The organism is Paenibacillus sp. Paensp38 (assembly GCF_059491915.1).
In genome coordinates, this window is the sequence record NZ_CP168516.1 from 36719 (window position 1) to 63516 (window position 26798).

The window sequence follows — 26798 nt, forward strand, 5'->3', positions numbered from 1 at the left end:
TATAAAAGCTGCAGTAGACGGTGCTCCGGTGCTTTTTTCAAAAATGAATCGTGTTATTCTGTTTAAATGAATTATGGTTTATATTTGTCTTGACATTACTTATAGTCAATGCTAATATAGCAAAGGTGCGTGAGCAGCCTATATGCTATTGGGTCTTTTCGGAGGAATGAGATATGTCTAAAGAACAGGGACTGCAAGATGCTCATGTCAAAATCGGTACCAAACAAACCATTCGTATGGTAGAATTGGGCTTTGCCTCAGAAGTATATGTGGCAGAAGACGCAGATCAGCGTCTCACTTCCAACATCATTGCTTTGTGCAACAAGCAAGGAGTCAAAGTGACTCTCGTAGACACAATGAAAAATCTCGGAGCTGCATGTGGGATTGAAGTGGGAGCCGCAATGGCTGCTATCGTAAAACAATAGGGTAAGGAACGTTTTTGTCTAAGGAATCGTTATTCTTGGCGGCAAAGACTTTTCATTTGTTCTTTTATGAACCGCCTGGGTCTGTGGGCTTAGATAAGGTTTGTAAAGTAACAGCAAAAATTGAGGAAGGGGGTGGCAACCAACATGCCAACTATTAACCAACTGGTTCGTAAAGGACGTCAAGCCAAAATCGAGAAATCGAAATCACCGGCTTTGCAAAAAGGTTTTAATGCCTTGAAACGTGAAGCTACCGACATCAGTGCCCCGCAAAAACGCGGAGTGTGCACTCGTGTAGGTACTATGACTCCGAAAAAACCAAACTCCGCACTTCGTAAATATGCTCGTGTTCGCTTGACGAACCGTGTAGAGGTGACTGCTTACATTCCAGGTATTGGACATAACCTTCAAGAACACAGCGTAGTGCTGATTCGCGGCGGTCGTGTAAAAGACCTTCCGGGTGTGCGTTACCATATCGTTCGCGGTGCTTTGGATACTGCAGGCGTAAACAACCGCATGCAAGCTCGTTCCAAATACGGCGCAAAACGCCCTAAAGCTAAAAAATCCTAATGAATATAAACCGCGTATGTCGGTTTAACATGTAAGAAAGGGGGATATCCATGCCACGCAAAGGTCCAGTTACCAAAAGAGACGTGTTGCCAGATCCGGTATACAACAGCAAGTTGGTTACCCGCTTGATCAATCGCATCATGCTCGACGGAAAACGAGGCGTTGCTCAAAGCATTCTGTACAATGCGTTCAAGCTTATCCAAGAACGTACGGGGAATGACCCGATGGAAGTTTTTGAAGCAGCTATCAAGAATATCATGCCAGTCCTGGAAGTTAAAGCACGCCGTGTCGGCGGTGCCAACTACCAAGTACCAATCGAGGTAAAACCAGAAAGACGTACGTCCCTGGGATTACGTTGGCTCGTAAACTACTCCCGCAACCGCGGTGAGAAAACCATGGAAGAGCGTTTGGCGGCTGAAATTATCGATGCTTCCAACAACACAGGCGCTTCCGTGAAAAAACGTGAAGACACGCACAAAATGGCTGAAGCGAACAAAGCGTTTGCTCACTATCGTTGGTAGGATTCAGCTCAAAAAAATAACTTCAATTTTGAAGGGAGACCCATTTCATGGCAAGAGAGTTCTCCTTGAAAAATACACGTAATATCGGGATCATGGCTCATATTGACGCGGGTAAAACCACAACAACAGAGCGGATCTTGTTCTACACAGGCCGTACGCACAAAATCGGTGAAGTTCACGAAGGCGCTGCGACAATGGACTGGATGGAACAAGAACAAGAGCGCGGAATCACGATTACTTCCGCTGCGACGACCGCTGCCTGGAAAGGTCATCGCGTCAATATCATCGACACCCCGGGGCACGTTGACTTCACTGTTGAAGTTGAACGTTCCCTTCGTGTATTGGACGGAGCAGTTGGTGTTTTCAGTGCGAAAGAAGGCGTTGAGCCTCAGTCCGAAACCGTATGGAGACAGGCTGATCGCTACGGCGTTCCACGGATCGCATATGTAAACAAAATGGATATCATTGGTGCCGACTTCCTGAATGTTGTCTCTGACATGCGTGATCGCCTTCAAGCGAACGCAGTTGCGATTCAATTGCCAATCGGCGCAGAAAATGATTTTACTGGTATTATCGATATCGTTGAACAAAAAGCTCATATGTACAAAGATGATCTTGGTCAAGATATCGAAGAAGTAGAAGTTCCTGCGGAATTCAAAGATCAAGTTGAAGAACTTCGTAATGAATTGATCGAGAAGGTTGCTGAACTGGACGAAGAATTGACAATGAAATACCTGGAAGGCGAAGAAATTTCGGTTGCCGAAATTAAAGCCGCTCTCCGTAAAGGTGTTGTAGAAGTTAAAATCTTCCCAGTTATCTGTGGATCTTCTTACCGCAATAAAGGTGTTCAGCTGATGTTGGATGCTGTTCTCGACTATTTGCCGGCTCCTATTGATGTGCCAAGTATTCAAGGGCATTTGGAAGACGGTACGGAAGTTGAACGTCACTCTTCCGATGAAGAGCCATTCTCCGCATTGGCATTCAAAATCATGACGGATCCTTACGTTGGTAAGTTGACATTCTTCCGCGTATACTCCGGTGTTCTTCAATCCGGTTCTTACGTATTGAATGCAACAAAAGGTAAACGCGAACGTATCGGACGTATTCTTCAAATGCATGCGAACAGTCGTCAAGAAATCACTGTAGTTTACTCTGGTGATATTGCGGCTGCCGTAGGTTTGAAAGATACAGGTACAGGTGATACACTGTGTGATGAGAAGAGTCCTGTTATTCTCGAGTCCATGAACTTCCCTGATCCGGTTATCGAAATCGCGGTTGAGCCTAAAACCAAAGCTGACCAAGATAAAATGTCTGTAGCTCTCGGTAAGTTGACTGAAGAGGATCCGACTCTTCGCGCTCATACTAACGAAGAAACAGGTCAAACCATCTTGGCGGGTATGGGTGAGCTTCACTTGGACATCATCATTGACCGTATGCGTCGTGAGTTCAAGGTAGAAACAAATGTGGGTAAACCACAGGTTGCTTACCGTGAAACGTTCCGTGCTCCAGCACGTGTCGAAGGTAAATTCGTTCGTCAGTCCGGTGGTCGTGGTCAATATGGTCACGTATGGGTTGAGTTCGAACCGCTTGAGCCAGGTACTGGTAGTCAATTCGAAAGTAAGGTAGTCGGCGGCTCTGTTCCTAGAGAGTACATCGCTCCTGCTCTTGCTGGTATTGAGGAACAAATGAAAAACGGCGTTATCGCAGGCTTCCCGCTTGTGGACGTTAAAGCTACAATCGTGGACGGATCATACCATGATGTCGATTCCAATGAAATGGCATTTAAAATTGCCGGATCAATGGCGCTGAAAGCAGCGAAAGACAAATGTAAACCAGTATTGCTCGAGCCGATTATGAAAGTTGAAGTAACGGTTCCTGAGGAATATATGGGTGACGTAATGGGTATGTTGAACTCCCGTCGTGGTCGGATTGAAGGTATGGATTCCCGCAGTGGAGCTCAAATCATTCGTGCGAAGGTGCCTTTGTCCGAAATGTTCGGATACTCGACTACACTTCGCTCCGGTACACAAGGACGCGGTGTGTTCTCCATGGAACTTTCTCATTATGAAGAAGTTCCGAAGAGCATTGCTGAAGAGATCGTTGCCAAAACCAAAGGCGGCGAGTAATACAATGTATCAGCTGACCGGTATGCTCTGGGTTTTACCAAAAGGGCATCTGGCAGCCTAAAATAATACAAGTTATTGAGGAGGAATTGTTCAAATGGCAAAGGCTAAGTTTGAGCGTAACAAACCGCACGTTAATATCGGTACTATTGGTCACGTCGATCATGGTAAAACTACTTTGACTGCTGCAATCACAACTGTATTGTCCAAAACTTACGGTGGTGCTGCTGTAGCATTCGATCAAATCGATAAAGCTCCAGAAGAGCGCGAACGCGGTATCACAATCTCCACTGCACACGTGGAGTATGAAACACCTAACCGTCACTATGCACACGTTGACTGCCCAGGTCACGCCGACTATGTTAAAAACATGATCACTGGCGCTGCACAAATGGACGGAGCGATTCTGGTTGTATCTGCAGCTGACGGCCCAATGCCGCAAACTCGCGAGCACATCCTGTTGTCCCGCCAAGTTGGTGTTCCTTATATCGTTGTATTCTTGAACAAATGCGACATGGTTGAAGACGAAGAGTTGCTGGAATTGGTTGAAATGGAAGTTCGCGACTTGCTGAGCGAGTATGACTTCCCAGGCGACGACACTCCAATCACTCGTGGTTCCGCTCGTGAAGCACTGCAAAACCCAGATGGCGACTGGGCTAAGAAAATCGTTGAAATGTTCGAAACAATCGACACTTACATCCCAACTCCAGAACGCGACACTGACAAGCCTTTCCTTATGCCTGTCGAGGACGTATTCTCCATCACTGGTCGTGGTACAGTTGCTACAGGCCGTGTAGAGCGTGGTACAGTTAAAGTGGGCGACGAAATCGAAATCATCGGTATTCAAGAAGAATCCCGTAAATCCGTAGTAACAGGCGTAGAAATGTTCCGTAAATTGCTTGATTCCGCTCAAGCTGGTGACAACATCGGCGCACTGCTTCGCGGTGTAGATCGTGCACAAATCGAGCGCGGCCAAGTATTGGCTAAACCAGGTTCTGTTAACCCACATACAGAATTTTCTGCTCAAATCTACGTTTTGACTAAAGAAGAAGGCGGACGTCACAAACCTTTCTTCACTGGTTACCGTCCACAGTTCTACTTCCGTACAACTGACGTAACTGGAATCATTACTTTGCCAGAAGGTTCCGAAATGGTAATGCCTGGTGATAACATCACGGTTACTGTTCAACTGATCAACCCGATCGCTATCGAAGAAGGAACTAAGTTCTCTATTCGTGAAGGCGGACGTACAGTTGGCGCTGGTGCCGTAGCAACAATCTCCAAATAAGAAGGCTTTTGCCTTTAAATAGAGCAACAGTGTACTGGAACGAGTAACGTTGTATTGGAACGAAGCTTAACGAGCCCCTGCCCTGGTGCGGGGGCTTTTCTCTTGAAAAAATCGCGAGCTGCGAGCACAATTGTATCTTTTGAAAATAAGATGCATTGTTTTTTCGTTTTTGCTTGCAATAGGCAGAACTATTCGATATAATAACTAATGTTGTTTGTGACTGTGCGATGATGTGAGAGGTTACTGACACACCCGGCCCCTTTGCCATGGGAGGGCTGTCGGAAAATTTTCACGGAGTATGTCCGATACCAAATTGGGCGATAGAAGGAGGGACTAAAATGGCAAAGCAAAAAATTCGTATCCGTTTGAAAGCTTACGATCATAGAATTCTTGATCAATCCGCTGAGAAAATTGTTGAAACAGCAAAACGTTCGGGCGCAGGTGTATCCGGGCCAATTCCGCTGCCAACTGAAAAACAAATCATTACTATTCTCCGTGCGGTACACAAGTACAAGGATTCCCGGGAGCAGTTCGAAATGCGCACACACAAGCGTTTGATCGACATTGTTAACCCGACTCCACAAACTGTGGATGCCTTGATGCGCTTGGACCTGCCGTCCGGTGTAGATATCGAAATTAAATTGTAATATGTAATTAGGAAAAGAAATGAGGTGTCAACATGAAAGGTATCTTAGGAAAAAAACTCGGAATGACTCAAGTGTTTACCCCTGAAGGTAACGTACTTGCTGTTACGGTTATCGAAGCAGGTCCTTGTGTTGTTCTGCAAAAGAAAGATCTGGAAAACGATGGATACGAAGCTATCCAACTCGGTTTCTCTGATAAAAAAGAAAAAAGATCCAACAAACCTGAAGCAGGACATGCGAAAAAAGCAAATACTGCACCTAAGCGCTACGTTCGTGAACTTCGTGGCATCGACCTTGCTGCGTACGAGGTTGGCCAAGAACTGAAGGCTGATGTCTTCACAGAAGGCGAGTTCGTTGACGTAACAGGTATTTCTAAAGGTAAAGGTTTTGCCGGCGTTATCAAACGTTGGGGACAAAGCCGCGGACCAATGGCACACGGCTCGCGTTACCACAGAGGTCCAGGTTCTATGGGTTCCATTCAAGCTAACCGCGTTCCTAAAGGTAAACACCTGCCAGGACACATGGGGCATGAAACGGTAACTATCCAACGTCTTGAAGTTGTTAAGATCGATACAGAACGTAATGTGTTGCTCGTGAAAGGTTCCATTCCAGGACCTAAAAATAGCTTCGTTAAAGTATTAGAAACGGTGAAAAAATAAACAACTGAAGAAAGGAGGAACACGAAATGCCAAAAGTAGCACTATTTAATATTAGCGGCAGCCAAGTTGGTGAAATTGAATTGAACGACGCAGTGTTCGGTATCGAGCCGAATAAGCACGTTCTTCATGACGCTGTTGTTATGCAATTGGCTTCCCTGCGTCAAGGTACTCACAAAGTAAAAGGACGTTCTGAAGTACGTGGTGGCGGACGTAAACCTTGGAAACAAAAAGGTACTGGCCGCGCTCGTCAAGGTTCGATCCGTGCACCGCAATGGGTTGGTGGCGGTACTGTATTTGGTCCGACTCCACGCAGCTATGCATACAAATTGCCTAAGAAAGTTCGTCGTCTGGCGATCAAATCGGCGTTGTCATCCAAAGTGATTGAGAATGAAATTATCGTATTGGACGCTCTTACACTGAACGGACCTAAAACGAAAGAATTCGCAGCCATTTTGAATAACCTTAAAGCTGATCGTAAAGCATTGATCGTAGCTCCTAGCTATGATGATAATGTAGCACTGTCCGCTCGTAATATTCCTGGTGTGAAGTTTGTAGCCGCAGATGGCATTAATGTTCTTGATGTGCTCGGACACGACAAACTGATCATTACGAAGGAAGCAGTTCAGAAGGTAGAGGAGGTGCTCGCGTAATGAAGGATCCTCGTGATATTATCAAACGTCCGGTTATCACCGAACGTACGGCTGGTATGATGAATGACTTGAAATACGTTTTCGAGGTTGACATTCGTTCTAACAAAGTCGAAGTTAAAAAAGCAATCGAAGCCATTTTTAACGTGAAAGTAAGTAACGTAAATACGCTTCGTGTTCCTGCAAAACCAAAACGCTACGGACGTCATTCCGGCTATACGAGCGAGTGGAAGAAAGCGTTCGTAACGCTGAGCAAAGACAGTAAGCCGCTTGAGTTTTTTGAAACGGTATAATTGAAACTGTAAAGTAAGGAGGGAAACTCAGTGCCAATTAAAAAGTATAAACCAACGTCCCCGGCCAGACGTGCTATGTCTGTATCTACTTTCGAGGAGATTACAACTAATCAGCCCGAGAAATCGTTGCTGGCACCTCTGAGCAAGCAAGCTGGACGCAATAACCAAGGTAAAATTACGGTTCGTCATCATGGCGGCGGACACAAACGTAAGTACCGTATTATTGACTTCAAACGTAACAAAGATGGAATACCGGGCCGCGTTGCTACGATCGAATATGATCCAAACCGTACGTCCAACATCGCACTTATCCACTATGTGGATGGTGAAAAACGTTACATCATCGCTCCTAAAGGTCTGAAAGTAGGAGACGAAGTGGTATCCGGTGCAGGTTCCGATATTAAAATCGGTAACTCTTTGCCATTGGAAAACATTCCAGTAGGTACGGTTATCCACAACATCGAATTGAAACCGGGTAAAGGTGGCCAACTCGTTCGTGCCGCTGGTACGGAAGCCCAACTTCTTGGTAAAGAAGAAAAGTATGTTACAATTCGTTTGACTTCTGGTGAAGTTCGCCGCATTCTGAAAGTTTGCCGCGCGACAATCGGTTCTGTAGGTAACGAAGACCATGAACTGGTGAAAATCGGTAAAGCTGGTCGTAGTCGCTGGTTGGGACAACGTCCTGAAGTTCGCGGTGTTGTAATGAACCCTAACGATCACCCACACGGTGGTGGTGAAGGTCGCGCTCCAATCGGACGTAAATCTCCAATGTCTCCATGGGGTAAACCAACCCTTGGTTACAAGACACGTAAAAAAGGTAAAGCATCTGATAAGTACATCGTTCGTCGTCGTACTAAGTAATAAAACGTGCGCTTAAGTCGCACGTTAACATATTAAGGAACGACTACGTTTTAACGAAGGGAGGATTCATAAATGGGTCGCAGTCTCAAAAAAGGACCATTCATTGATGGTTACCTGTTGAAAAAAGTAGAGGTTTTGAACGAGTCGGAGAAAAAAGTGGTAATCAAAACTTGGTCCCGTCGCTCTACGATTTTCCCGCAATTTATCGGACATACGTTTGGTGTATACGATGGCCGTAAACACGTGCCAGTATACGTAACGGAAGATATGGTCGGACACAAATTGGGCGAATTTGCTCCAACACGTACGTACAAAGGCCATACGGATGACGATAAGAAAACAAGAAGATAATCAACACAGCGTAGTGTTTGAGAGGAGGTAAACTCAATGGAAGCAAAAGCACATGCTAAATCCGTACGGATTTCTGCTCGCAAAGTGAAACTTGTTATCGATTTGATTCGCGGTAAGCAGGTTGGTGAGGCGATTGCAATTCTTCGTCACACTCCAAAGTCCGCTTCTCCAGTCGTTGAGAAATTGTTGAATTCTGCGATTGCAAATGCAGATCACAACTACTCTTTGGACGTAAATAAATTGGTAGTATCTCAGGTTTTTGTAAACCAAGGTCCTACAATGAAACGATTCCGCCCGCGTGCAATGGGTCGTGCAAGCCGTATTAACAAACGCACCAGTCATATTACTCTGGTGGTATCTGAAAAATAAGGAGGGAAAACGTGTGGGCCAAAAGGTAAATCCCGTCGGACTCCGAATCGGTATTATCCGTGATTGGGAATCCAAATGGTATGCAGGCAAAGATTTCGGTGATCTTTTGCTGGAAGACGTTAGAATTCGTGAACATCTGAAAAAAAGATTGAAAGACTCCGCTGTATCCCGTGTTGAAATCGAGAGAGCAGCTAACCGTGTCAATGTAACGATTCACACTGCGAAACCAGGTATGGTTATCGGTAAGGGTGGTTCCGAAGTTGAAAATCTGCGTAATGAAATTACTAAAATCGCAGGCGGTAAAAAGGTGCACATCAATATTTCTGAAATTAAAAATCCTGAACTGGACGCAATCTTGGTTGCTGAAAGCATTGCACAACAATTGGAACGTCGTGTTTCTTTCCGTCGTGCTTTGAAACAAGCGATTCAAAGAACTATGCGTTCCGGAGCAAAAGGAATTAAAACTCAAGTAGGCGGACGTCTTGGCGGTGCCGAAATCGCTCGTTCCGAAGGGTACAGCGAAGGAACTGTTCCACTGCATACGCTTCGTGCCGACATTGACTATGGTACAGCGGAAGCTCATACTACTTACGGCCGTCTTGGCGTAAAAGTATGGATCTATCGTGGAGAGGTTCTTCCTCCAGCTAAGAAACAAGCTCCTCAGGAAGGAGGCAACTAATCATGTTGGTACCAAAACGCGTAAAACATCGTAAACAACAACGTGGTCATATGAAGGGTCGTGCAAAAGGCGGTACTACACTGAACTTTGGTGAGTACGGTTTGCAAGCTACTGAACCTGCATGGATTACTAACCGTCAAATCGAAGCTGCTCGTATTGCGATGACTCGTTACATCAAACGTGGTGGTAAGGTTTGGATTAAAATTTTCCCTGATAAACCAATTACTCAGAAGCCTCTTGAGGTTCGTATGGGTAGTGGTAAAGGTAACGTAGAAAAATGGGTTGCAGTAGTGAAACCAGGCAAGATTATGTTTGAACTTGCTGGTGTTCCGGAAGAGATTGCTCGTGAAGCAATGCGTCTTGCCGCTCACAAACTGCCAATCAAAACTAAGTTTGTGAAACGTGAAGAATTGGGTGGTGAAGCAAATGAAGGCTAGTGAATTCCGCAACCTAACCACTGCTGAAATCGAACAAAAGATCTCCGGTTTTAAAGAAGAACTTTTTAACCTTCGTTTTCAACTCGCTACCGGTCAGCTTGATAACCCGACTCGGATCGGCGCTGTGCGTAAGGAAATTGCTCGTGCTAAAACTGTGATCCGTGAAAGAGAACTTGGGATTAGCTAAGATATCAGACCGGGTGGAAAATCTGCCTGTAATTAGGAAGGAGGCCAACAATGAGCGAACGTAATGCCCGTAAAGTATTAGTCGGTAAAGTAGTCAGCGACAAAATGGATAAAACGATTGTGATTGCTGTAGAAACTTACAAAAAACATGATCTCTACCATAAACGCATTAAAGTAACTAAGAAATTCAAAGCTCATGATGAAAACAACACTGCACAAATCGGTGATACTGTTAAAATCATGGAAACTCGCCCTTTGTCCAAAGACAAAAACTGGAGACTGGTCGAAATCGTTGAAAAAGCTGTTATAATCTAATGTAGTGTAGTTTTTCCGAAAGGAGGATAAATAAATGATTCAACCATTTACACGTTTGACTGTAGCTGACAATTCCGGCGCGAAGGAACTGATGTGTATCCGTGTGCTCGGTGGTACGGGACGTCGTACAGCTCAAATTGGTGACCTGATCGTTTGTTCCGTAAAACAAGCAACACCAGGCGGCGTTGTCAAAAAGGGTGATGTAGTAAGAGCGGTTGTTGTTCGTACTAAACGTTCTATCCGCCGTAAAGACGGTTCCTACATCGGATTTGACGAGAACGCAGCAGTGGTCGTTAAAGAAGACAAGAGCCCACGTGGTACTCGTATTTTCGGACCAGTTGCTCGCGAACTTCGTGACAAGGACTTCATGAAAATCGTTTCCTTGGCTCCGGAAGTGATCTAAACTCACCTTAAAATGTGCCCGTAGGAGGTGTACGAAATGCCAAAAGTGAAAAAAGTTCTGGAATCCCATAACAACAAGCTGCACGTCAAAAAAGACGACACTGTTCTGGTGATTACAGGTAAAGATAAAGGTAAAAAAGGTCGCGTTATCGCTGCCTACCCTCGTCAAAACCGTGTGCTTGTGGAAGGTGTTAACATGATTAAAAAACACCAAAAGCCTAATCAGCTGAATCCACAAGGCGGCATCATCGAGAAAGAAGCTCCGATTCACGTTTCCAACGTTATGCACATTGATCCGAAGAGCGGAAAAGTAACCCGTGTTGGTTACAAAGTTTTGGACAACGGAAAAAAAGTGCGCATTGCAAAACGTTCTGGCGAAGTGATCGACTAATTATTTTTTAAAGAAAGGAGGTATATGATTCATGGCTACAACAAGAATGAAAGAACGTTTCTTGAAAGAAATCACTCCTGCCTTGATGCAGAAGTTCAACTATACAACAGTGATGCAAGTGCCTAAAATCGAGAAAGTTGTAATCAACATGGGTGTTGGCGACGCAGTCCAAAACTCCAAAGTGCTTGATTCAGCTCTCAACGACATGCAGCTGATCGCTGGTCAAAAGCCAGTAATCACTCGCGCGAAAAAATCTATCGCAGGTTTTAAATTGCGTGAAAACATGCCAATCGGTGTAAAGGTAACACTTCGTGGCGAGCGTATGTATTATTTCTTGGACAAATTGTTCAACATTACTCTTCCTCGCGTACGTGACTTCCATGGTGTATCAACAAAAGCTTTCGACGGACGTGGTAACTACACGCTTGGTCTGAAAGAACAGTTGATCTTCCCGGAAATCGAGTATGATCAAGTTGATAAAGTTCGTGGTATGGACATCGTTATCGTAACGACTGCCAAAACTGACGAAGAGTCCCGTGAGCTTCTGACTCAGCTGGGCATGCCTTTCGCAAAATAATGTTGGCATAACGTTTCGGGCGTCTGATTTTAAAGACACCCTGTTCTCCGAAACTATTTAGGAGGTGTCAGGCTAAGTGGCAAAAACTTCGATGAAAGTCAAACAACAACGCGCACCAAAGTTTAAAGTTCGTGCTTACACTCGTTGCGAGCGTTGTGGTCGTCCACATTCGGTACTGCAAAAGTTTAAGATCTGCAGAATTTGCTTCCGTGAATTAGCTTATAAAGGCCAGATTCCTGGCGTGAAAAAAGCAAGCTGGTAAAAAGTCCTGTTTGGGAAGGAGGTTTATACACAATGACTATGTCTGATCCAATTGCAGATATGCTTACTCGTATTCGTAACGCGAACACAGTTCGTCACGAAACAGTAGAAATGCCTGCATCTACAATGAAAAAACAAATCGCCGACATCCTGAAACGTGAAGGATTCATTCGTGATGCGGAATTTGTTGAAGATAGCAAACAAGGGATCATCCGTATTTTCTTGAAATACGGTGCGAACAACGAGCGTGTTATCACAGGTTTGAAAAGAATCAGTAAACCAGGTCTTCGCGTTTACACGAAGAGCAATGAGATTCCACGCGTACTGGGTGGACTCGGGATCGCAATCATTTCAACATCCAAAGGTATCATGACCGACAAAGAAGCACGTCAGTCTAAAGCCGGCGGAGAAGTTGTTTGCTACGTTTGGTAAGATAACGTTTAAAAGATAGGAGGTGCAACAGATATGTCCCGTATTGGTCGTAAACCAATCACAGTACCAAGTGGTGTTGACGTGACTTTGAACAACACAGCGATCACAGTTAAAGGTCCTAAAGGAACATTGACTCGTGAGCTTCATAAAGACATGTCCGTTACTGTGGAAAACAATGAAATTAATGTAGTTCGTCCTTCGGACAACAAACTTCACCGCTCTTTGCATGGAACAACCCGCAGCGTTGTCAGCAACATGGTAAGTGGTGTAACTGAAGGATTTTCAAAATCTCTGGAGCTGGTTGGGGTCGGATATCGTGCAAGCAAATCCGGAGATAAAATCGTTCTGAACGTTGGATATTCTCATCCGGTTGAAATCACACCGGAAGCGGGCATCGAATTCGAAGTTCCTTCGAACACTAAAATCATCGTTCGCGGAATTGATAAAGAGCGTGTAGGTGCCTACGCTGCTAAAATTCGTTCCGTTCGTGAACCTGAACCGTACAAAGGTAAAGGGATTAAATACGAAGGCGAGCGCATCATCCGTAAAGAAGGTAAAGCCGGTAAGAAGAAATAAGTTTCTTACCGACTTTGTGCGGTCTTTCTGCTGGAAAGACTTCGTACTTCTTTTTTACCCAGTGCGTCTTAGTATAAAGATTTAAAAGGCAAACTGAAGGGAGTGAAAACTTGAGATGATTACAAAACAAGATAAAAATAAAGCACGTGTCAGAAGACATCTGCGTGTACGTAAGAAAATCGAAGGTACGGCTGTACGTCCTCGTTTGAACGTATTCCGCTCTTCCAAGCATATCTACGCACAACTGATTGATGATGTAGCTGGTGTAACATTGGTATCTGCATCCACTATGGATAAAGAACTGAGCAGTGAAATCAAAAACGGCGGTAGTGTAGAAGCAGCTCGTAAGGTTGGCGAACTCGTTGCTAAACGTGCGAAAGAAAAAGGTCATGCTAACATCGTATTTGACCGTGGTGGATACTTGTATCATGGACGGATTCAAGCTTTGGCTGATGCAGCTCGCGAAGCAGGCCTTGAATTCTAAGACATTTCTCAAAAGGAGGTTAACGACTTGCGTGTAGATCCGAATACTTTGGAACTGACTGAAAGAGTAGTAAATATTAATCGTGTAGCTAAAGTTGTCAAAGGCGGACGCCGTTTCAGCTTCAGCGCTCTGGTAGTAGTGGGCGACGGCAACGGCTGGGTAGGCGCTGGAATCGGTAAAGCTGGCGAAGTACCTGATGCAATTCGCAAAGGTATTGAAGATGCTAAGAAAAACCTGGTTCACGTTCCACTCGTAGGAACAACAATTCCTCACCTTGTTACAGGTAAGTTCGGTGCTGGCCGGGTTCTGTTGAAACCGGCATCGGAAGGTACTGGAGTTATCGCTGGCGGTCCGGTTCGTGCTGTACTGGAACTTGCTGGTGTAGGTGATATCTTGACAAAATCTTTGGGTTCTTCGAATTCCATGAATATGGTCAATGCGACTTTGGAAGGTTTGTCCCGTTTGAAACGCGCTGAAGAAGTTGCAAAATTGCGCGGCAAATCCATCGAAGAGCTGCTGGGCTAAGGAGGGAATATCATGGCGAAATTAGAAATTACCCTCGTTCGTTCGTTGATCGGCCGTCCTGGTAATCAGAGAACGACTGTTAAAACGCTCGGCTTGCGTAAAATCAACCATAAAGTAGTTCAACCCGACAATGCAGCTATTCGCGGGATGATTAATCAAGTTAGCCATTTGGTTTCTGTTAAAGAAATTGAGGCTTAAGAAATAAAGTATTTTAACAATAATCAAGGAGGTGCAACGAACGATGAAGTTACATGAGCTTTCCCCAGCTCCAGGCTCCCGCAAAGAACGTAAACGTTTGGGTCGTGGTCCTAGTAGTGGTACGGGTAAAACTTCTGGTCGTGGTCATAAAGGTCAAAACGCTCGTTCCGGCGGTGGTGTACGTCCGGGCTTCGAGGGTGGTCAAAACCCACTGTATCGTCGCTTGCCTAAACGCGGTTTCGTAAATCCTACTCGTAAAGAGTATGCGGTTTTGAATATCGAAGATTTGAACAGTTTTGCAGCGGGTACAGAAGTAAGCCCTGAGTTTTTGCTGAACAATGGCATTGTGAAAAACGCCAAATCCGGAATTAAAATTCTGGGTAACGGTGAAATCACTGTGAAATTGACAGTTAAAGCGAACAAGTTCTCTCAATCTGCGGTAGAGAAAATTGAAGCTGCCGGCGGTAAAACCGAGGTGATCTAATGTTCAAGACCCTGAAAAATATATGGCGGGTTGAGGATCTTAGAACCCGAATCCTGTTCACCCTGTTTATACTCTTTGTATATCGTATTGGCTCCTTCGTGCCGGTTCCCGGCGTGAACAAGCAAGTCTTTACTTCTCAGGATCAAGCAGGAAGCGAGTTGTTTGGACTCCTTAACACCTTCTCAGGGGGCGCATTGTATCAGTTTTCGATCTTCGCCCTCGGGATTATGCCATATATTACAGCGTCCATCATTGTACAGTTGCTGTCAATGGACGTGATTCCGAAACTTGCGGAATGGGCTAAACAAGGAGAGCATGGTAAAAAGAAGTTGGCTCAAATTACGCGTTATGGTACGGTAATACTTGGCCTGATTCAAGCATTCGGAACGTCGATTGGCTTTAATCGACTGTACGGTGCAGCGATGATTCCAGGAGCCACTTTTGCAGATTATCTGGTCATTGCCATTGTGCTTACAGCAGGAACTACGTTCCTTATGTGGCTCGGTGAGCAAATTACCGAAAAGGGAATCGGCAATGGTATCTCTATTGTTATCTTCGCAGGGATTGCGGCGGGTATTCCAAGACATATTCGGACGGTTGTAGAATCTCAGTTTATTCAGGCGGATCAGCTGTTTATGAATATTCTGAAGGCAATTATAATTGCTCTGGTGATTGTTCTGATTATTGTTGGTGTTATCTACATCCAGCAAGGTATTCGGAAAATCCCGGTACAATACGCGAAACGTGTAGTTGGCAACAAAATGTACGGTGGCCAGAATACGCATATTCCGATGAAAATTAATGCGGCAGGCGTTATTCCGGTAATCTTTGCGGTATCATTGCTGCAATTCCCGACAATTATTGCGAGTTTCTGGGCAGATCATGTTTGGGCTAAGTGGGTTACCACTTACTTGTATTATGACAAGCCGCTGGGCATGGTTTTGTATGTCGTAATGATTATCGGTTTCACATTCTTCTATACCTTTGTACAGATGAATCCGCAGCAAATGGCCGACAATATGAAGAAAAACGGCGGTTATATTCCGGGAATTCGTCCGGGTAAAGCCACGGAGAAATACTTGACACGAGTAATGTCACGTTTGACAATGACAGGAGCTTTGTTTCTGGCAGTCATATCCGTTTTGCCGGTATTCTTCGGTTCGCTTTCGGGCTTGCCTCGTTCCGTGCAAATTGGCGGTACTTCATTGCTCATCATCATTGGTGTAGCATTGGATACAATGAAGCAAATCGAAAGCCAACTGATCAAACGCCATTACAAAGGCTTCATCAACAAATAGGCAATAGGTACCGGCTTAGGATGTTCGCATGCTTACCGGCACCTTTTGTGCTGTTTCTTGTGTAGGGGTCGTCTTGAGGAGTGACAGATTGTGAATATTTTGATCATGGGCCCTCCGGGGGCTGGTAAAGGTACACAAGCAGATGTCATTGTGAAGGAATTCGGCATTCCTCATATCTCGACAGGTGATGCTTTTCGCCTAGCGATGAAACAGGGAACACCTATTGGCATTAAAGCTAAAGAATATATCGACAAGGGTGAACTTGTTCCGGATGACGTAACAATCGGCATCGTTGAAGAACGGCTGCAACAGCCAGATTGCAAGAAAGGGTTCTTGCTGGACGGTTTTCCAAGAACTTTGGCTCAGGCTGAAGCCTTGGATCAAATTTTGGGTCGTTTGAATACGAAGCTAGATGACGTTATTAACTTGAAAGTGGATAGTGACAACTTGTTGGCACGAATCACAGGACGGCGGGTTTGTAAAACCTGCGGAACTAGCTATCATATTGTCTTTAATCCTCCTAAGGTTGAAGGCATTTGCGACAAAGACGGTGGGGAACTCTATCAGCGTCCTGACGATAATGAAGATAGCGTAAGAACACGACTTGACGAATATAGTAATAAAACAGCACCACTCCTCACGTTTTATGAGAACCAGAATCTTCTGCGTCATATCGACGGAGAACAGGATATTGATGTGGTTTCCCAAAATATCGTGTCCTTGTTGCGGGGTTAGCTGTAATGATCATTTGCAAGTCGGGGGCGGAATCAAGCTTTATGAGGAAAGCTGAGAGAATAGTTACGGAAACGGATCATTTCTTGGCAGGACACATCGAGCCCGGTATTACGACCGGTGAACTTGATCATTTAGCTGATCGGTATATTCGCAGTCAGGGAGCTGTGCCGTCTTTTAAAGGTTATAACGGTTTTCCTGCTAGCATTTGCGCTTCAGTCAACGAACAACTGGTGCACGGATTTCCCGGCAAACGCAAGTTAAACAAAGGCGATATCATCGCGAAAACTCGCCAGTTTACAATGTCGCATGCCATTCGGCAATATATTGAGAATCCAAACCGTGGTATTCCTGAGCAGGGGCCGAGGCTGAAAACCGGCATTGTGCTGGCTATTGAATCTATGATTCAAATAGGTTCTCACCATGTAGGGACGCTGGAAGACAACTGGACGGTCGTTACGATGAACGTAACCTCATGTGCTCATAACGAGCAAGCGGTGACGTGCGAAACGGGCGGCATGGACATTTTCACGAAACTGAGTGCGTAGGTGATTGGAATGATTCAGCAAGGAAACCTGCAAATCGGTCAGCTGGTGAAGATTCTGAAAGGCAGAGGTGCCGGACAGATTGCGGTTGTCGTTTCAGTAGCAGATAGCAGGTTTGTATATATTGCGGATGGGGATAAACGAAAGTTTGATCAAGCGAAGAAGAAAAATGTTCTTCATTTGGTGCCTCAGCCAAAGATTAGTAGCGAGATTGTAAACAGTTTAAACGAAAGCGGTCGGGTGACGAATGGAAAGCTGCGCCATGCAGTGAAAACTTTCCTGGATTCGTCCGAATACCAAGCTGAAGAGAAAGGAGACTGACTTTGGCCAAAGAAGATGTCATTGAGGTTGAAGGTACGGTAATCGAGCCACTGCCGAACGCTACGTTCAAGGTAGAGCTGGAGAACGGTCATCAAATTCTTGCTCATGTTTCCGGAAAGCTGCGGATGCACTTTATCCGTATTTTGACAGGCGACAAGGTGGTTGTACAGTTATCGCCTTACGATTTAACCAAAGGCCGTATAACGTACCGCAAGTAATTCATGCAGGTTTTTATTAAACGTATATCATTTAAAAAAACTTGTTTTGCTCGGCAAAACGATGTGAATGTTCACGAAGCGAGTTTTACCAGGGTAAAGCTTGGAGGAGGTAATCAACATGAAGGTAAGACCTTCTGTAAAACCTATTTGCGAAAAATGCAAAGTCATTCGCCGCAAAGGGAATGTAATGGTTATTTGCGAAAATCCGAAACACAAACAAAAACAAGGTTAATAGAAGGGGGTGTAGCGTAAAATGGCTCGTATAGCTGGTGTGGATTTGCCACGTGACAAACGCGTTGAGATCGCCTTGACTTACATTTTCGGAATCGGTAAAACGACTTCTCAGAAAATCTTGAAGGAAACAGGCATCAGTGCAAACACGCGTGTTCGTGATTTGACTGAAGATGAAGTGAGCAAATTACGTGAAACGATCGACAAAGAAGTTAAAGTAGAAGGCGATCTGCGTCGTGAAATTTCCTTGAATATTAAACGTCTGACTGAGATTGGCTGCTACCGTGGTGTTCGTCACCGTCGTGGGTTGCCTGTTCGCGGACAACGTACTAAAACTAATGCTCGTACGCGTAAAGGTCCTCGTCGGACTGTAGCGAACAAAAAGAAATAAGAAGGGAGGATAACATTCAATGGCTAAACCGAAAAAAGTTGTACGTACAAAACGCCGTGACCGTAAAAATATCGAGACTGGCGTGGCACACATCCGTTCCACGTTCAACAACACGATCGTTACGATCACAGATCCACACGGTAACGCAATCTCTTGGGCCAGCTCAGGCGGCATGGGATTCCGTGGTTCCCGTAAATCTACTCCATTCGCAGCGCAAATGGCCGCAGAAACTGCTGCTAAAGCTGCTATGGAACACGGCATGAAAACTGTCGAAGTCATGGTTAAAGGACCTGGTGCAGGTCGCGAAGCAGCAATCCGCTCTTTGCAAGCTGCTGGTTTGGAAGTTAACCTGATCAAAGACGTAACTCCGGTACCTCATAACGGATGCCGTCCTCCAAAACGTCGTCGCGTCTAATGAGATTTCTCCTCTGCGTGTAGTATAGATCCGGCACAAACTGCCAAGAATGGATGTTTAGGTATACTGCATGATAGACTATGGATAAGGTGAATGTTTCATATAGGAGCGACGTTTTGAAGGAGGGATATTGCAGTGATAGAAATCGAAAAGCCGAAAATTGAGACGGTTGACGTCAATGATGATGGCACCTATGGAAAATTCGTAGTAGAACCGCTGGAACGCGGATACGGTACGACGCTTGGAAACTCGCTTCGCCGTATTCTGTTATCCTCGTTACCGGGGGCAGCAGTCACATCGGTTCAAATCGATGGGGTTCTGCACGAGTTTGCAACGGTTCCCGGTGTGAAGGAAGACGTAACGGAGATCATTCTGAACTTGAAAGCTTTATCGCTTAAAATCCACTCGGATGAAGAGAAAGTACTCGAAATCGATGCGGAAGGCGAAGGAGTTGTAACGGCAGGAGATATCCGTGCGGATAGTGATGTGGAAATTCTTAATCCGGATCTTCACATTGCTACGCTCGGACCGGGTTCGAGACTTCACATGCGTATTTTTGCCAATCGCGGTCGCGGTTACGTTAAGCAGGATCGGAACAAACGTGATGACCAGCCGATCGGCGTCATTCCCGTCGACTCCATCTACACTCCGATTGCACGCGTGAACTACGGCGTAGAAAATACGCGTGTCGGCCAGGTTACGAATTATGACAAGCTGACACTTGAGGTTTGGACTGACGGAAGTATTCGTCCCGAGGAAGCAGTGAGCCTTGGAGCCAAAATTTTGACCGAGCATGTGATGTTGTTCGTGGGTCTCACGGACGAGGCTAAAGATGCTGAAATTATGGTTGAAAAAGAAGAAGACAAGAAAGAAAAAGTTCTTGAAATGACGATCGAAGAGCTGGATCTCTCCGTCCGTTCCTATAACTGCCTTAAGCGCGCTGGTATCAATACGGTACAAGAACTCACGACTAAATCTGAAGAAGATATGATGAAGGTCCGTAACTTGGGTCGCAAATCTTTGGAAGAAGTACAAGAGAAGCTTGAGGAACTTGGTTTAGGACTTCGTACGGAAGAATAGTACAGCGACGTTTTTGTGAAGGAGGGGAAATTACATGGCATACCAAAAATTGGGCCGTAACTCCAGTGCCCGTAAAGCTTTGTTTCGTGATTTGGTAACCGATCTGTTCTTGTATGAGCGTATCCAAACTACTGAGGCTAAAGCAAAAGAAGTTCGTTCTATTGCTGAAAAACTGATCACCAAAGCGAAAAAAGGAGATCTGCACGCACGTCGTCAAGTGGCTGCGTTCGTTCGCCGTGAAACTTTGGATGGTGAGCAGGATGCAATCCAAAAGCTGTTTAGCGAATTGGCTACACGTTACACTGAGCGTCCAGGTGGATACACTCGTATCTTGAAATTGGGACCTCGTCGTGGCGACGCCGCTCCAATGGTATATCTGGAATTGGTTGACCGCGCGTAAACAGGCGAAGATGAGGGAAGGGTGGACAGAATCGGCTTGATTCTGAACAACCCTTTTTTTCTCTTGGAGGAGTCCTTGAGGGACTTCTCCTTTGTTATGTTCGGTTATTCCTTGTAAGGCCAGAGACTACCCCTATAAAGGTGTGAGAAGCATGCGGAACTTGTGCATGAAGGTGAACTATGACGGAACCCACTATGATGGCTTTCAGACGCAGCCTAACGGTAACACCATTCAGGACTGCCTTGAACATGCTATCTACTCATTGACGGGCGAGCGTCTTAAAATTACAGGCTCAGGCCGTACAGATGCAGGTGTACATGCATACGGGCAGGTATTCAATTTTCACACTGAATCGCCGATTCCAATACAGCGCTGGTGTCTGGCACTTAATGCCTGGTTGCCTCGTGATATCATCGTTACGGATGCGAGAGAGGTGCCAATGTCCTTTCATGCACGCCGCATGGCGAAGCGGAAGACATATCGGTACAGTATTAATGCGAACCGGTTTCCGGACATCTTTCACCGTCGTACACAGGCCCATCATCCAACGAGTTTGGATGTAAGAGCGATGGAGGAAGGGTTGGCTCATTTAGTTGGCACCTTTGATTATACTTCGTTCGCATCTCGACGTTCCCAAAAGACGAATCATGTTCGCACTATTTACGAAGCCTATATGACAGTAGACCATTCCTTTTCACGTCCGGGCTCGGATGATCAGGGAATTATCCATACTTATATTACAGGTAGCGGATTTTTGCAGCACATGGTTCGGATTATTATGGGGACTTTGCTGGAAGTGGGAGAAGGCAAAAAATCGTCGGATGATATTCCTTCCATTTTGGAGGCGAAAAATCGTTCAAAGGCTGGACCTACGGCCGTCGGACACGCTTTAACTCTCTGGAATGTAGAGTACGACAAAAACATCAAAAAACATTGATTTTACTCTTGCGGAATTGATGGTTATCCTGTAATATAAAAGTTGTGTTTTCTTAATGGCTTTCCCACAGCCCCAATTAAGATAATCACTTTAAAGTAACATCTAATCCATCAATAATGCAGCAACTTAACGAACGAAGATAAATGATGATTTCTGTTAACGAACTTAAGGAGGATACTTTTCATGCGTACTACGTATATGGCGAAGCCAAATGAAGTTGAGCGCAACTGGCACATCATTGATGCCGAAGGCAAAACGCTCGGTCGTCTGGCAAGCGAAGCGGCTGCGTTGATTCGCGGCAAACACAAGCCACAATTTACACCACATGTGGACACAGGTGATTTTGTTGTTGTAATCAATGCGGAAAAAATCGTATTGACCGGTAAAAAAATGGAGAACAAGAAATACTACCGTCACTCCCTGCATCCGGGTGGTCTGAAAGTAACGGTTGCACAAGAAATGGTTAAGAACAAGCCTGAGCGTATGTTGGAATTGGCTGTTCACGGTATGCTTCCTAAAACTCGTCAAGGCGAGAAAATGAAGCTGAGACTTAAAGCTTACAGAGGCACTGAGCATCCACATGCAGCACAAAAACCTGAAGTTTACGAACTTCGCGGATAATTAAAAGGGAGGACAGTTTCATGGCACAAGTACAATACTATGGGACAGGTCGTCGTAAACATTCGGTAGCTCGTGTTCGTCTCGTACCGGGTGAAGGACGCATTGTCATCAATAAGCGTGATATTAATGAATATTTCGGTTTGGAAACTCTCAAACTGATCGTAAAACAACCACTGAACCTGACAGAAACAGTTGGTAGCTATGACGTACTCGTTATCGCTCATGGTGGTGGTATCTCTGGTCAAGCCGGCGCAATTCGCCACGGTATTTCCCGTGCTCTGTTGAAAGCAGATCCGGAATTCCGTCCAGCTTTGAAAAAAGCAGGATTTTTGACTCGTGACCCACGTATGAAAGAACGTAAAAAATACGGTCTCAAAGCCGCTCGTCGTGCACCACAGTTCTCGAAACGTTAATATTTCGAATACAAAAGAACCTTTTCCTTATGGAAAGGGTTCTTTTTTAATTTCCTAATCATTATCCACATGTGGATAAGTAGACCTAGTCTAAAGCTATGAGTTTCAGCATGTTTCAGCGAATACATAAATAACCGCATGGAAATGCACGGAAAACGAGAAGTTATCCACGAAGGAATTGAAGATGATATTGTTATATACAAATACAGTTTGCTATTTCAACGTAGTTTATTCTGTAATGTTTATAACATGTGACTAAATATATTGTCCGGCTATTTAGTTTAGCCTGGTCTTAATATTCTTTGCTAAGTGCTGTTTTGTGAGGATACTTTGGTATCACCTGTTTATGTAAAGATCTCCTTGATATGTTCTGGAGGGGTTGTCTATGCCTCTTGTAGAGCTGTTTTGGGCGCAGCTAGGGATAGGGCAAGGAATACCTCTTTTTATTTGTGCGCACTGGGCAGCAGGACGATCCTTAGCCTAACAATGTCCGCTGCCTAAGCTGCTGCAATTGTAGCGGCGATGTACATGTTACTGGTAATGGAAATAGTCTACACAGCAATCGCCCTAAACTATGACCAGGAGCACTATTGTATTGTCCGACTGTTTACTCTCATAAAATCGCTCCTCATTGATGACAGACTCTAAAAAGGCTTCCAGTAGCGATAAGAGCTTTGTTTGTGTCCAGTGGATCAATTGTTCGGTAATTGCCTCTACAAGCGCTATAGGATTGGATAGAGGCATAATAAGAGTTCAGCGCGGAGTCATTTCTTTTATAATTTCCACAATGAAGGTATCGCTGACGCCAGAGCTCCAGAATAGTGTAGTGGTTTCATCTGGCTAAAAATTCGGGTAAATGCTATTTCGCTTTTGCCCTCTTCTGAACTTATCCACATACGGACTTCATCTTTTGAATGCAAAATAAGAATTCTGAAGCTAAAGGTATTTTCAAATCCCTCAGTTGGCACCCTCCGATAATCTTAGATTCAGAAACGATGCTTGTTATCTTCTATAGATAGTTTTGCATGATCAAGTAACCCAAAGCTGTTCAGTATTGCCGATGGCTGCCTCGCACTGGGCACAGGATTAGGATACGCTGCTCCTAGTTGATTCTAAAGCATTTTACTCAGAAAATCCGCAAGCAGACGTTAAGTACAAAAACATTTTGGCTATCAAATCATTCAACCAAGTGATTTTACGTAGCATGATAGATTGTCAAAAAAATGCTTATCCGTACGTTCGGTTTGCTCTTCCAAAGTCACCATAGGAATATTCCTTCAAGGACCAAACTATTTCCATATGTTGTTGTATAAGAAAGGCCTTTTTTAAAAGCGTACTGTTAGTACATCTTTGTCTTCGACAGGGTGGAGAACAAGCCATCTTTCTTGACGGAAAAAATCCCTAATTCAAGCATACTTTCAGCTACAATAGTTACCTTTAGTAACCAAAGAGCCTATGGACCATTCTCAAATGTTTGGTATAAGAATATTTTATATAAAGTCAATGAACTTGGTTGGATACGCAAGAAAGCATTAAAGAATGCTGACAGAACAACATTCCTACAAGTTTGGGTGGATAAATGCTTGCATCAGGACATTTTGCCTTGGATTGACAATGATTAAGAAAGTTTTATACTGTATTTAATCTTATTAGTTTAGTCGGTATTGGAGTGACACTATTTATGAATCTTCATATGGAGGCGCATTGATAATGAATTTATTGGAGAAAGAAGCGTTGATTAGAGTCAAGGCAATTGAACTGGAAGATGCTACGCCAGAGGAAATTATCCAGTATGCTGTTCTTACATTTCCCAATCTTACCTTTGCTTGTAGCTTCGGAGCAGAAGATGTAGTACTAGTAGACATGCTTCAAAAAATTAGCCCTTCCACCGACATTTTTTACTTGGACACCGACTTTCATTTTCAAGAAACTTACGATACGCGAGATCAGATGAAGGCCAGGTACAACTTGGATTTTGTTAGAGTCTCTCCCTTAATTACTCCCGAAGAGCAAGCGGCTAAACATGGAGAGGAACTGTGGAAAACAGATCCTAACACATGTTGTGGTATACGCAAAGTTGAGCCGCTGACACGCATTTTGTCGCAATACGATGCATGGATTACCGGTATTCGCCGCGATCAGGCCCCTACCCGTGCGAATTCAAAAAAGATAGAGTATGATGAAAAGTTTGGACTCGTTAAATTTAACCCCTTGGCAAGCTGGACATCCGAGGATGTATGGAACTATATCCGCACTCATGAAGTGCTGTATAATCCATTGCATGACCGTAATTATCCAAGTATCGGTTGTGAGCAATGTACCCGTGAGGTTCTACCAGGTGAAGATCCTCGTGCAGGTCGCTGGTCTGGCAATGAGAAAACGGAATGCGGGCTCCATCAATAAAATGATATCCAGGTAGCTATGAGTCATATTTATGAAGAAGAAGGGAAGTGCATTATGACTGCAATTCTTCCGCATGGCGGAACACTTGTTGATAAAATCATTACAGGACCGAAGCAAAAAGCACTTTTGCAGGCCGCAGAGGAATTGTTTCCTATCCGTGTAAACTCATGGACCATTTCTGATCTGGATTTGATTGGAGTGGGGGCTTTCTCTCCTTTGACGGGGTTTATGAATGAAACTGACTATCGGTCAGTGGTAACAGATATGCGTCTTGCCGATGGTACAGCCTGGAGTATTCCCATTACTCTTGCAGTTGCAGAAAGTATAGCCAGTGAATTGAAATTAGGTCAGCAGGTGGCTTTAGTGGGGGAAACAGATGGTACCATTTATGCTGTACTTAATATTGAAAGTATTTATCAGGTAGATCAGGCTGAGGAAGCCAGAAGAGTATTCAAGACGGATGATCCGGCTCATCCTGGCGTAAACAAACTGTTAGATCGACCTGCTACGTATGTTGGTGGATCTGTGCAAGTGCTGAATCGGCCGGAGCCCACACAATTTAGTGAGTTTTACTATACACCATCACAGACACGCGACTATTTTGCAGAAAAGGGCTGGAAAACAGTGGTCGGTTTTCAAACGCGAAACCCGGTACACCGAGCACATGAGTACATCCAAAAAAGCGCGATGGAGATTGTGGATGCATTGTTTCTAAACCCACTCGTTGGTGAAACCAAGTCAGATGACGTTCCGGCAGATGTGCGTATGAAGAGCTATCTGGTGCTGCTGGACAATTATTATCCGGCTGATCGGACTTTTCTGGGGGTATTTCCTGCTGCCATGCGATACGCGGGCCCTAGAGAGGCCATTTTTCATGCTATTGTGCGAAAGAACTATGGCTGCACCCATTTTATTGTTGGAAGGGATCATGCTGGTGTAGGAGACTATTATGGTACCTACGAGGCACAGGAAATTTTCAGGCACTTTACACCTGAAGAGCTGGGGATTACTCCATTGTTCTTTGAACACAGCTTTTATTGCACCCGATGTGGAAACATGGCTTCAAGTAAAACATGCCCACATCCCAAGGAGCATCATTTAACGCTCTCGGGCACCAAGGTACGGGAATTGTTGCGCTCTGGGGTTTGCCCGCCACCTGAATTTACACGACCGGAAGTCGCTCAAGTGCTGATTGAAGGTATGAAGGAATTTGTTCATGCCTGAGTTGTACTATCTACACGCCTCGTCCCATATAGATTATTAGTATCTGTATAGGACGGAGGCGTTTTGTTATGCAAAAAAATAATCGTAAAAACGAGGTTACACTGTGGATTCGCTATCGGACGTTGCAAAAAATGCTGTTGGGCTGTTGTCTCGCCGTTCTATTTATTACACTGGCATTGTATGAGATACCTGCTTCGAGAGCTTGGACCCATTGGAGTTTACCCCTTACAGGTAAAGTAATTGCCATAGATGCTGGACACGGAGGGCCTGATGGAGGGGCGGTTAGCAAAGAAGGGATTATTGAAAAGGATATTAATCTGGCAATCGCTTTTTATTTGCGGGATTATTTACAGCAAGCAGGTGCTGTTGTTGTCATGACACGTGAGGATGACCGTGACCTGGCGCAGCAAGAAACGAAAGGTTATTCCAGAAGGAAAACGGAGGACTTGAAGCAGCGTGTGCGTATAATTGAGGAGCAGAAAGCAGACCTCTTTCTAAGTATTCATATGAACAGTATCCCGTCGAGCCGTTGGAGTGGAGCCCAGACCTTTTACGTACCTAACCATGCAGATAACGAGAATTTGGCGTCTTTAATTCAGGAAGAGATCAAACGCAACTTGGAAAATACGGACAGAGTGGCTAAGACCGTGAACACAGTTTATTTATTGAAAGCTCTCAAAATGCCATCAGCCCTTGTTGAAGTCGGATTTTTGTCCCATCCAGAGGAGGCCAGACGACTAAGTGACGTGAACTATCAAAGACAGGTGGCGGCGTCCATATATAAGGGGATTTTGCGTTACTGTGCCGGGGAAAAGGGGATCTCACCAGCACCTGAGGCCAGATAGTGGTATACTGTAAGTGTTTACCACTCCGT

At 44.8% G+C, this 26798-nt stretch carries 43 protein-coding genes; 42 read left to right on the forward strand and 1 reads right to left on the reverse strand.

The genetic code is table 11. The features are described from left to right. The first annotated feature begins 173 nt into the window (after positions 1-173). The 39 genes from ACEN8J_RS00165 (at position 174) to rpsI (ending at position 22297) form a co-directional block, all read left to right on the forward strand. On the forward strand, positions 174-425 hold the full coding sequence (locus ACEN8J_RS00165; protein ID WP_007432588.1) for a ribosomal L7Ae/L30e/S12e/Gadd45 family protein: 252 nt from the start codon (positions 174-176) through the stop codon (positions 423-425). A 144-nt stretch (positions 426-569) separates the two neighbouring features. Then, positions 570-992 (forward strand): 30S ribosomal protein S12, encoded by a 423-nt coding sequence (rpsL, locus tag ACEN8J_RS00170; RefSeq protein ID WP_007432587.1) that lies wholly within the window; start codon positions 570-572, stop codon positions 990-992. 50 nt (positions 993-1042) lie between these two features. Then, on the forward strand, positions 1043-1513 hold the full coding sequence (rpsG, locus tag ACEN8J_RS00175; protein WP_007432586.1) for a 30S ribosomal protein S7: 471 nt from the start codon (positions 1043-1045) through the stop codon (positions 1511-1513). Positions 1514-1560: 47 nt separating this feature from the next. Further along, entirely contained in the window at positions 1561-3639 is a 2079-nt protein-coding gene (gene fusA / locus ACEN8J_RS00180) for an elongation factor G (protein WP_029514491.1), read from the forward strand. Positions 3640-3733: 94 nt separating this feature from the next. Beyond that, positions 3734-4924, forward strand: coding sequence for an elongation factor Tu (gene tuf / locus ACEN8J_RS00185; protein ID WP_023990558.1), 1191 nt, complete (start codon positions 3734-3736; stop codon positions 4922-4924). A gap of 338 nt (positions 4925-5262) precedes the next feature. Next, positions 5263-5571 carry a 30S ribosomal protein S10 gene (gene rpsJ / locus ACEN8J_RS00190; protein WP_005544556.1) on the forward strand — a complete coding sequence of 103 codons (309 nt, stop codon included), beginning with the start codon at positions 5263-5265 and terminating at the stop codon, positions 5569-5571. A 32-nt stretch (positions 5572-5603) separates the two neighbouring features. Continuing rightward, on the forward strand, positions 5604-6227 hold the full coding sequence (rplC, locus tag ACEN8J_RS00195) for a 50S ribosomal protein L3 (RefSeq protein ID WP_013312161.1): 624 nt from the start codon (positions 5604-5606) through the stop codon (positions 6225-6227). A gap of 26 nt (positions 6228-6253) precedes the next feature. Further along, the gene (rplD, locus tag ACEN8J_RS00200) at positions 6254-6877 is read left to right on the forward strand and encodes a 50S ribosomal protein L4 (RefSeq protein ID WP_013312160.1); all 624 of its coding nucleotides are present in this window, start codon (positions 6254-6256) and stop codon (positions 6875-6877) included. After that, on the forward strand, positions 6877-7167 hold the full coding sequence (rplW, locus tag ACEN8J_RS00205) for a 50S ribosomal protein L23 (RefSeq protein WP_013312159.1): 291 nt from the start codon (positions 6877-6879) through the stop codon (positions 7165-7167). Before rplD ends, rplW begins: the two co-directional genes overlap by 1 nt. A gap of 30 nt (positions 7168-7197) precedes the next feature. Continuing rightward, entirely contained in the window at positions 7198-8028 is an 831-nt protein-coding gene (rplB, locus tag ACEN8J_RS00210) for a 50S ribosomal protein L2 (protein ID WP_029514490.1), read from the forward strand. Positions 8029-8100: 72 nt separating this feature from the next. Beyond that, entirely contained in the window at positions 8101-8379 is a 279-nt protein-coding gene (rpsS, locus tag ACEN8J_RS00215; protein ID WP_029514489.1) for a 30S ribosomal protein S19, read from the forward strand. Between the two features lie 36 nt (positions 8380-8415). Beyond that, on the forward strand, positions 8416-8748 hold the full coding sequence (gene rplV, locus ACEN8J_RS00220) for a 50S ribosomal protein L22 (protein WP_013312157.1): 333 nt from the start codon (positions 8416-8418) through the stop codon (positions 8746-8748). Positions 8749-8761: 13 nt separating this feature from the next. Continuing rightward, the gene (gene rpsC, locus ACEN8J_RS00225) at positions 8762-9427 is read left to right on the forward strand and encodes a 30S ribosomal protein S3 (RefSeq protein ID WP_013312156.1); all 666 of its coding nucleotides are present in this window, start codon (positions 8762-8764) and stop codon (positions 9425-9427) included. A gap of 2 nt (positions 9428-9429) precedes the next feature. Then, on the forward strand, positions 9430-9864 hold the full coding sequence (rplP, locus tag ACEN8J_RS00230) for a 50S ribosomal protein L16 (RefSeq protein WP_007432576.1): 435 nt from the start codon (positions 9430-9432) through the stop codon (positions 9862-9864). Further along, the gene (rpmC, locus tag ACEN8J_RS00235) at positions 9854-10051 is read left to right on the forward strand and encodes a 50S ribosomal protein L29 (RefSeq protein WP_007432575.1); all 198 of its coding nucleotides are present in this window, start codon (positions 9854-9856) and stop codon (positions 10049-10051) included. The genes rplP and rpmC overlap by 11 nt, the downstream gene beginning before the upstream one ends. 50 nt (positions 10052-10101) lie before the next feature. Then, on the forward strand, positions 10102-10365 hold the full coding sequence (gene rpsQ / locus ACEN8J_RS00240; RefSeq protein WP_007432574.1) for a 30S ribosomal protein S17: 264 nt from the start codon (positions 10102-10104) through the stop codon (positions 10363-10365). A gap of 34 nt (positions 10366-10399) precedes the next feature. Further along, positions 10400-10768, forward strand: coding sequence for a 50S ribosomal protein L14 (gene rplN / locus ACEN8J_RS00245; protein WP_007432573.1), 369 nt, complete (start codon positions 10400-10402; stop codon positions 10766-10768). A 36-nt stretch (positions 10769-10804) separates the two neighbouring features. Then, positions 10805-11158 (forward strand): 50S ribosomal protein L24, encoded by a 354-nt coding sequence (gene rplX, locus ACEN8J_RS00250; protein WP_013312155.1) that lies wholly within the window; start codon positions 10805-10807, stop codon positions 11156-11158. Between the two features lie 31 nt (positions 11159-11189). After that, the gene (gene rplE / locus ACEN8J_RS00255) at positions 11190-11735 is read left to right on the forward strand and encodes a 50S ribosomal protein L5 (RefSeq protein ID WP_007432571.1); all 546 of its coding nucleotides are present in this window, start codon (positions 11190-11192) and stop codon (positions 11733-11735) included. 76 nt (positions 11736-11811) lie between these two features. Beyond that, positions 11812-11997 carry a type Z 30S ribosomal protein S14 gene (locus tag ACEN8J_RS00260; protein WP_010348808.1) on the forward strand — a complete coding sequence of 62 codons (186 nt, stop codon included), beginning with the start codon at positions 11812-11814 and terminating at the stop codon, positions 11995-11997. A gap of 32 nt (positions 11998-12029) precedes the next feature. Further along, on the forward strand, positions 12030-12428 hold the full coding sequence (gene rpsH / locus ACEN8J_RS00265; protein WP_007432570.1) for a 30S ribosomal protein S8: 399 nt from the start codon (positions 12030-12032) through the stop codon (positions 12426-12428). A 33-nt stretch (positions 12429-12461) separates the two neighbouring features. Beyond that, positions 12462-13004 (forward strand): 50S ribosomal protein L6, encoded by a 543-nt coding sequence (rplF, locus tag ACEN8J_RS00270; protein ID WP_029514488.1) that lies wholly within the window; start codon positions 12462-12464, stop codon positions 13002-13004. A gap of 115 nt (positions 13005-13119) precedes the next feature. After that, positions 13120-13488, forward strand: a complete 369-nt coding sequence (gene rplR, locus ACEN8J_RS00275) for a 50S ribosomal protein L18 (protein WP_007432568.1) — start codon at positions 13120-13122, stop codon at positions 13486-13488. Between the two features lie 27 nt (positions 13489-13515). Next, on the forward strand, positions 13516-14013 hold the full coding sequence (gene rpsE / locus ACEN8J_RS00280) for a 30S ribosomal protein S5 (RefSeq protein WP_013312151.1): 498 nt from the start codon (positions 13516-13518) through the stop codon (positions 14011-14013). Between the two features lie 12 nt (positions 14014-14025). Next, positions 14026-14211: a 50S ribosomal protein L30 gene (rpmD, locus tag ACEN8J_RS00285; protein ID WP_013312150.1), complete on the forward strand. Its 186-nt coding sequence runs from the start codon at positions 14026-14028 to the stop codon at positions 14209-14211. Between the two features lie 43 nt (positions 14212-14254). After that, positions 14255-14695, forward strand: a complete 441-nt coding sequence (gene rplO / locus ACEN8J_RS00290; RefSeq protein ID WP_013312149.1) for a 50S ribosomal protein L15 — start codon at positions 14255-14257, stop codon at positions 14693-14695. Continuing rightward, positions 14695-15993 (forward strand): preprotein translocase subunit SecY, encoded by a 1299-nt coding sequence (gene secY, locus ACEN8J_RS00295; protein ID WP_013312148.1) that lies wholly within the window; start codon positions 14695-14697, stop codon positions 15991-15993. Before rplO ends, secY begins: the two co-directional genes overlap by 1 nt. Positions 15994-16083: 90 nt before the next feature. Continuing rightward, a complete protein-coding gene (locus ACEN8J_RS00300; RefSeq protein ID WP_029514486.1) occupies positions 16084-16728 on the forward strand; it encodes an adenylate kinase in 645 nt (214 codons plus the stop codon). 5 nt (positions 16729-16733) lie between these two features. After that, a complete protein-coding gene (locus tag ACEN8J_RS00305; protein WP_069011496.1) occupies positions 16734-17273 on the forward strand; it encodes a M24 family metallopeptidase in 540 nt (179 codons plus the stop codon). 9 nt (positions 17274-17282) lie between these two features. Next, positions 17283-17591, forward strand: a complete 309-nt coding sequence (locus tag ACEN8J_RS00310) for a KOW domain-containing RNA-binding protein (protein WP_013312145.1) — start codon at positions 17283-17285, stop codon at positions 17589-17591. Between the two features lie 2 nt (positions 17592-17593). Continuing rightward, on the forward strand, positions 17594-17809 hold the full coding sequence (infA, locus tag ACEN8J_RS00315; protein WP_006212898.1) for a translation initiation factor IF-1: 216 nt from the start codon (positions 17594-17596) through the stop codon (positions 17807-17809). A gap of 118 nt (positions 17810-17927) precedes the next feature. Next, on the forward strand, positions 17928-18041 hold the full coding sequence (rpmJ, locus tag ACEN8J_RS00320; RefSeq protein WP_003333770.1) for a 50S ribosomal protein L36: 114 nt from the start codon (positions 17928-17930) through the stop codon (positions 18039-18041). A 21-nt stretch (positions 18042-18062) separates the two neighbouring features. Further along, complete coding sequence (gene rpsM / locus ACEN8J_RS00325) at positions 18063-18431, forward strand: 30S ribosomal protein S13 (protein WP_007432560.1); 369 nt, start codon at positions 18063-18065, stop codon at positions 18429-18431. 19 nt (positions 18432-18450) lie between these two features. Further along, the gene (gene rpsK / locus ACEN8J_RS00330; RefSeq protein ID WP_013312144.1) at positions 18451-18846 is read left to right on the forward strand and encodes a 30S ribosomal protein S11; all 396 of its coding nucleotides are present in this window, start codon (positions 18451-18453) and stop codon (positions 18844-18846) included. Between the two features lie 135 nt (positions 18847-18981). Next, positions 18982-19926, forward strand: a complete 945-nt coding sequence (locus ACEN8J_RS00335) for a DNA-directed RNA polymerase subunit alpha (RefSeq protein ID WP_007432558.1) — start codon at positions 18982-18984, stop codon at positions 19924-19926. Between the two features lie 34 nt (positions 19927-19960). Beyond that, positions 19961-20326 (forward strand): 50S ribosomal protein L17, encoded by a 366-nt coding sequence (gene rplQ, locus ACEN8J_RS00340; protein ID WP_013312143.1) that lies wholly within the window; start codon positions 19961-19963, stop codon positions 20324-20326. Positions 20327-20477: 151 nt separating this feature from the next. After that, positions 20478-21263, forward strand: coding sequence for a tRNA pseudouridine(38-40) synthase TruA (gene truA / locus ACEN8J_RS00345; protein ID WP_209950201.1), 786 nt, complete (start codon positions 20478-20480; stop codon positions 21261-21263). Between the two features lie 183 nt (positions 21264-21446). Continuing rightward, positions 21447-21884, forward strand: coding sequence for a 50S ribosomal protein L13 (gene rplM, locus ACEN8J_RS00350; protein ID WP_013312141.1), 438 nt, complete (start codon positions 21447-21449; stop codon positions 21882-21884). A gap of 20 nt (positions 21885-21904) precedes the next feature. After that, the gene (gene rpsI / locus ACEN8J_RS00355; protein ID WP_013312140.1) at positions 21905-22297 is read left to right on the forward strand and encodes a 30S ribosomal protein S9; all 393 of its coding nucleotides are present in this window, start codon (positions 21905-21907) and stop codon (positions 22295-22297) included. A 567-nt stretch (positions 22298-22864) separates the two neighbouring features. Here rpsI and ACEN8J_RS00360 read toward each other — a convergent pair. Further along, positions 22865-23041, reverse strand: coding sequence for a malic enzyme-like NAD(P)-binding protein (locus ACEN8J_RS00360; protein ID WP_495594140.1), 177 nt, complete (start codon positions 23039-23041; stop codon positions 22865-22867). A 966-nt stretch (positions 23042-24007) separates the two neighbouring features. On the opposite strand from ACEN8J_RS00360, the gene ACEN8J_RS00365 reads away from it, so the two are divergent. The 3 genes from ACEN8J_RS00365 to cwlD all read left to right on the forward strand — a co-directional run bounded on the left by ACEN8J_RS00365 (position 24008) and on the right by cwlD (position 26769). Next, entirely contained in the window at positions 24008-24700 is a 693-nt protein-coding gene (locus ACEN8J_RS00365; protein WP_029514483.1) for a phosphoadenylyl-sulfate reductase, read from the forward strand. Between the two features lie 54 nt (positions 24701-24754). Then, a complete protein-coding gene (gene sat / locus ACEN8J_RS00370; protein WP_495594141.1) occupies positions 24755-25924 on the forward strand; it encodes a sulfate adenylyltransferase in 1170 nt (389 codons plus the stop codon). Between the two features lie 68 nt (positions 25925-25992). After that, entirely contained in the window at positions 25993-26769 is a 777-nt protein-coding gene (gene cwlD, locus ACEN8J_RS00375; protein ID WP_039274926.1) for an N-acetylmuramoyl-L-alanine amidase CwlD, read from the forward strand. The last annotated feature ends 29 nt before the right edge of the window (positions 26770-26798 follow it).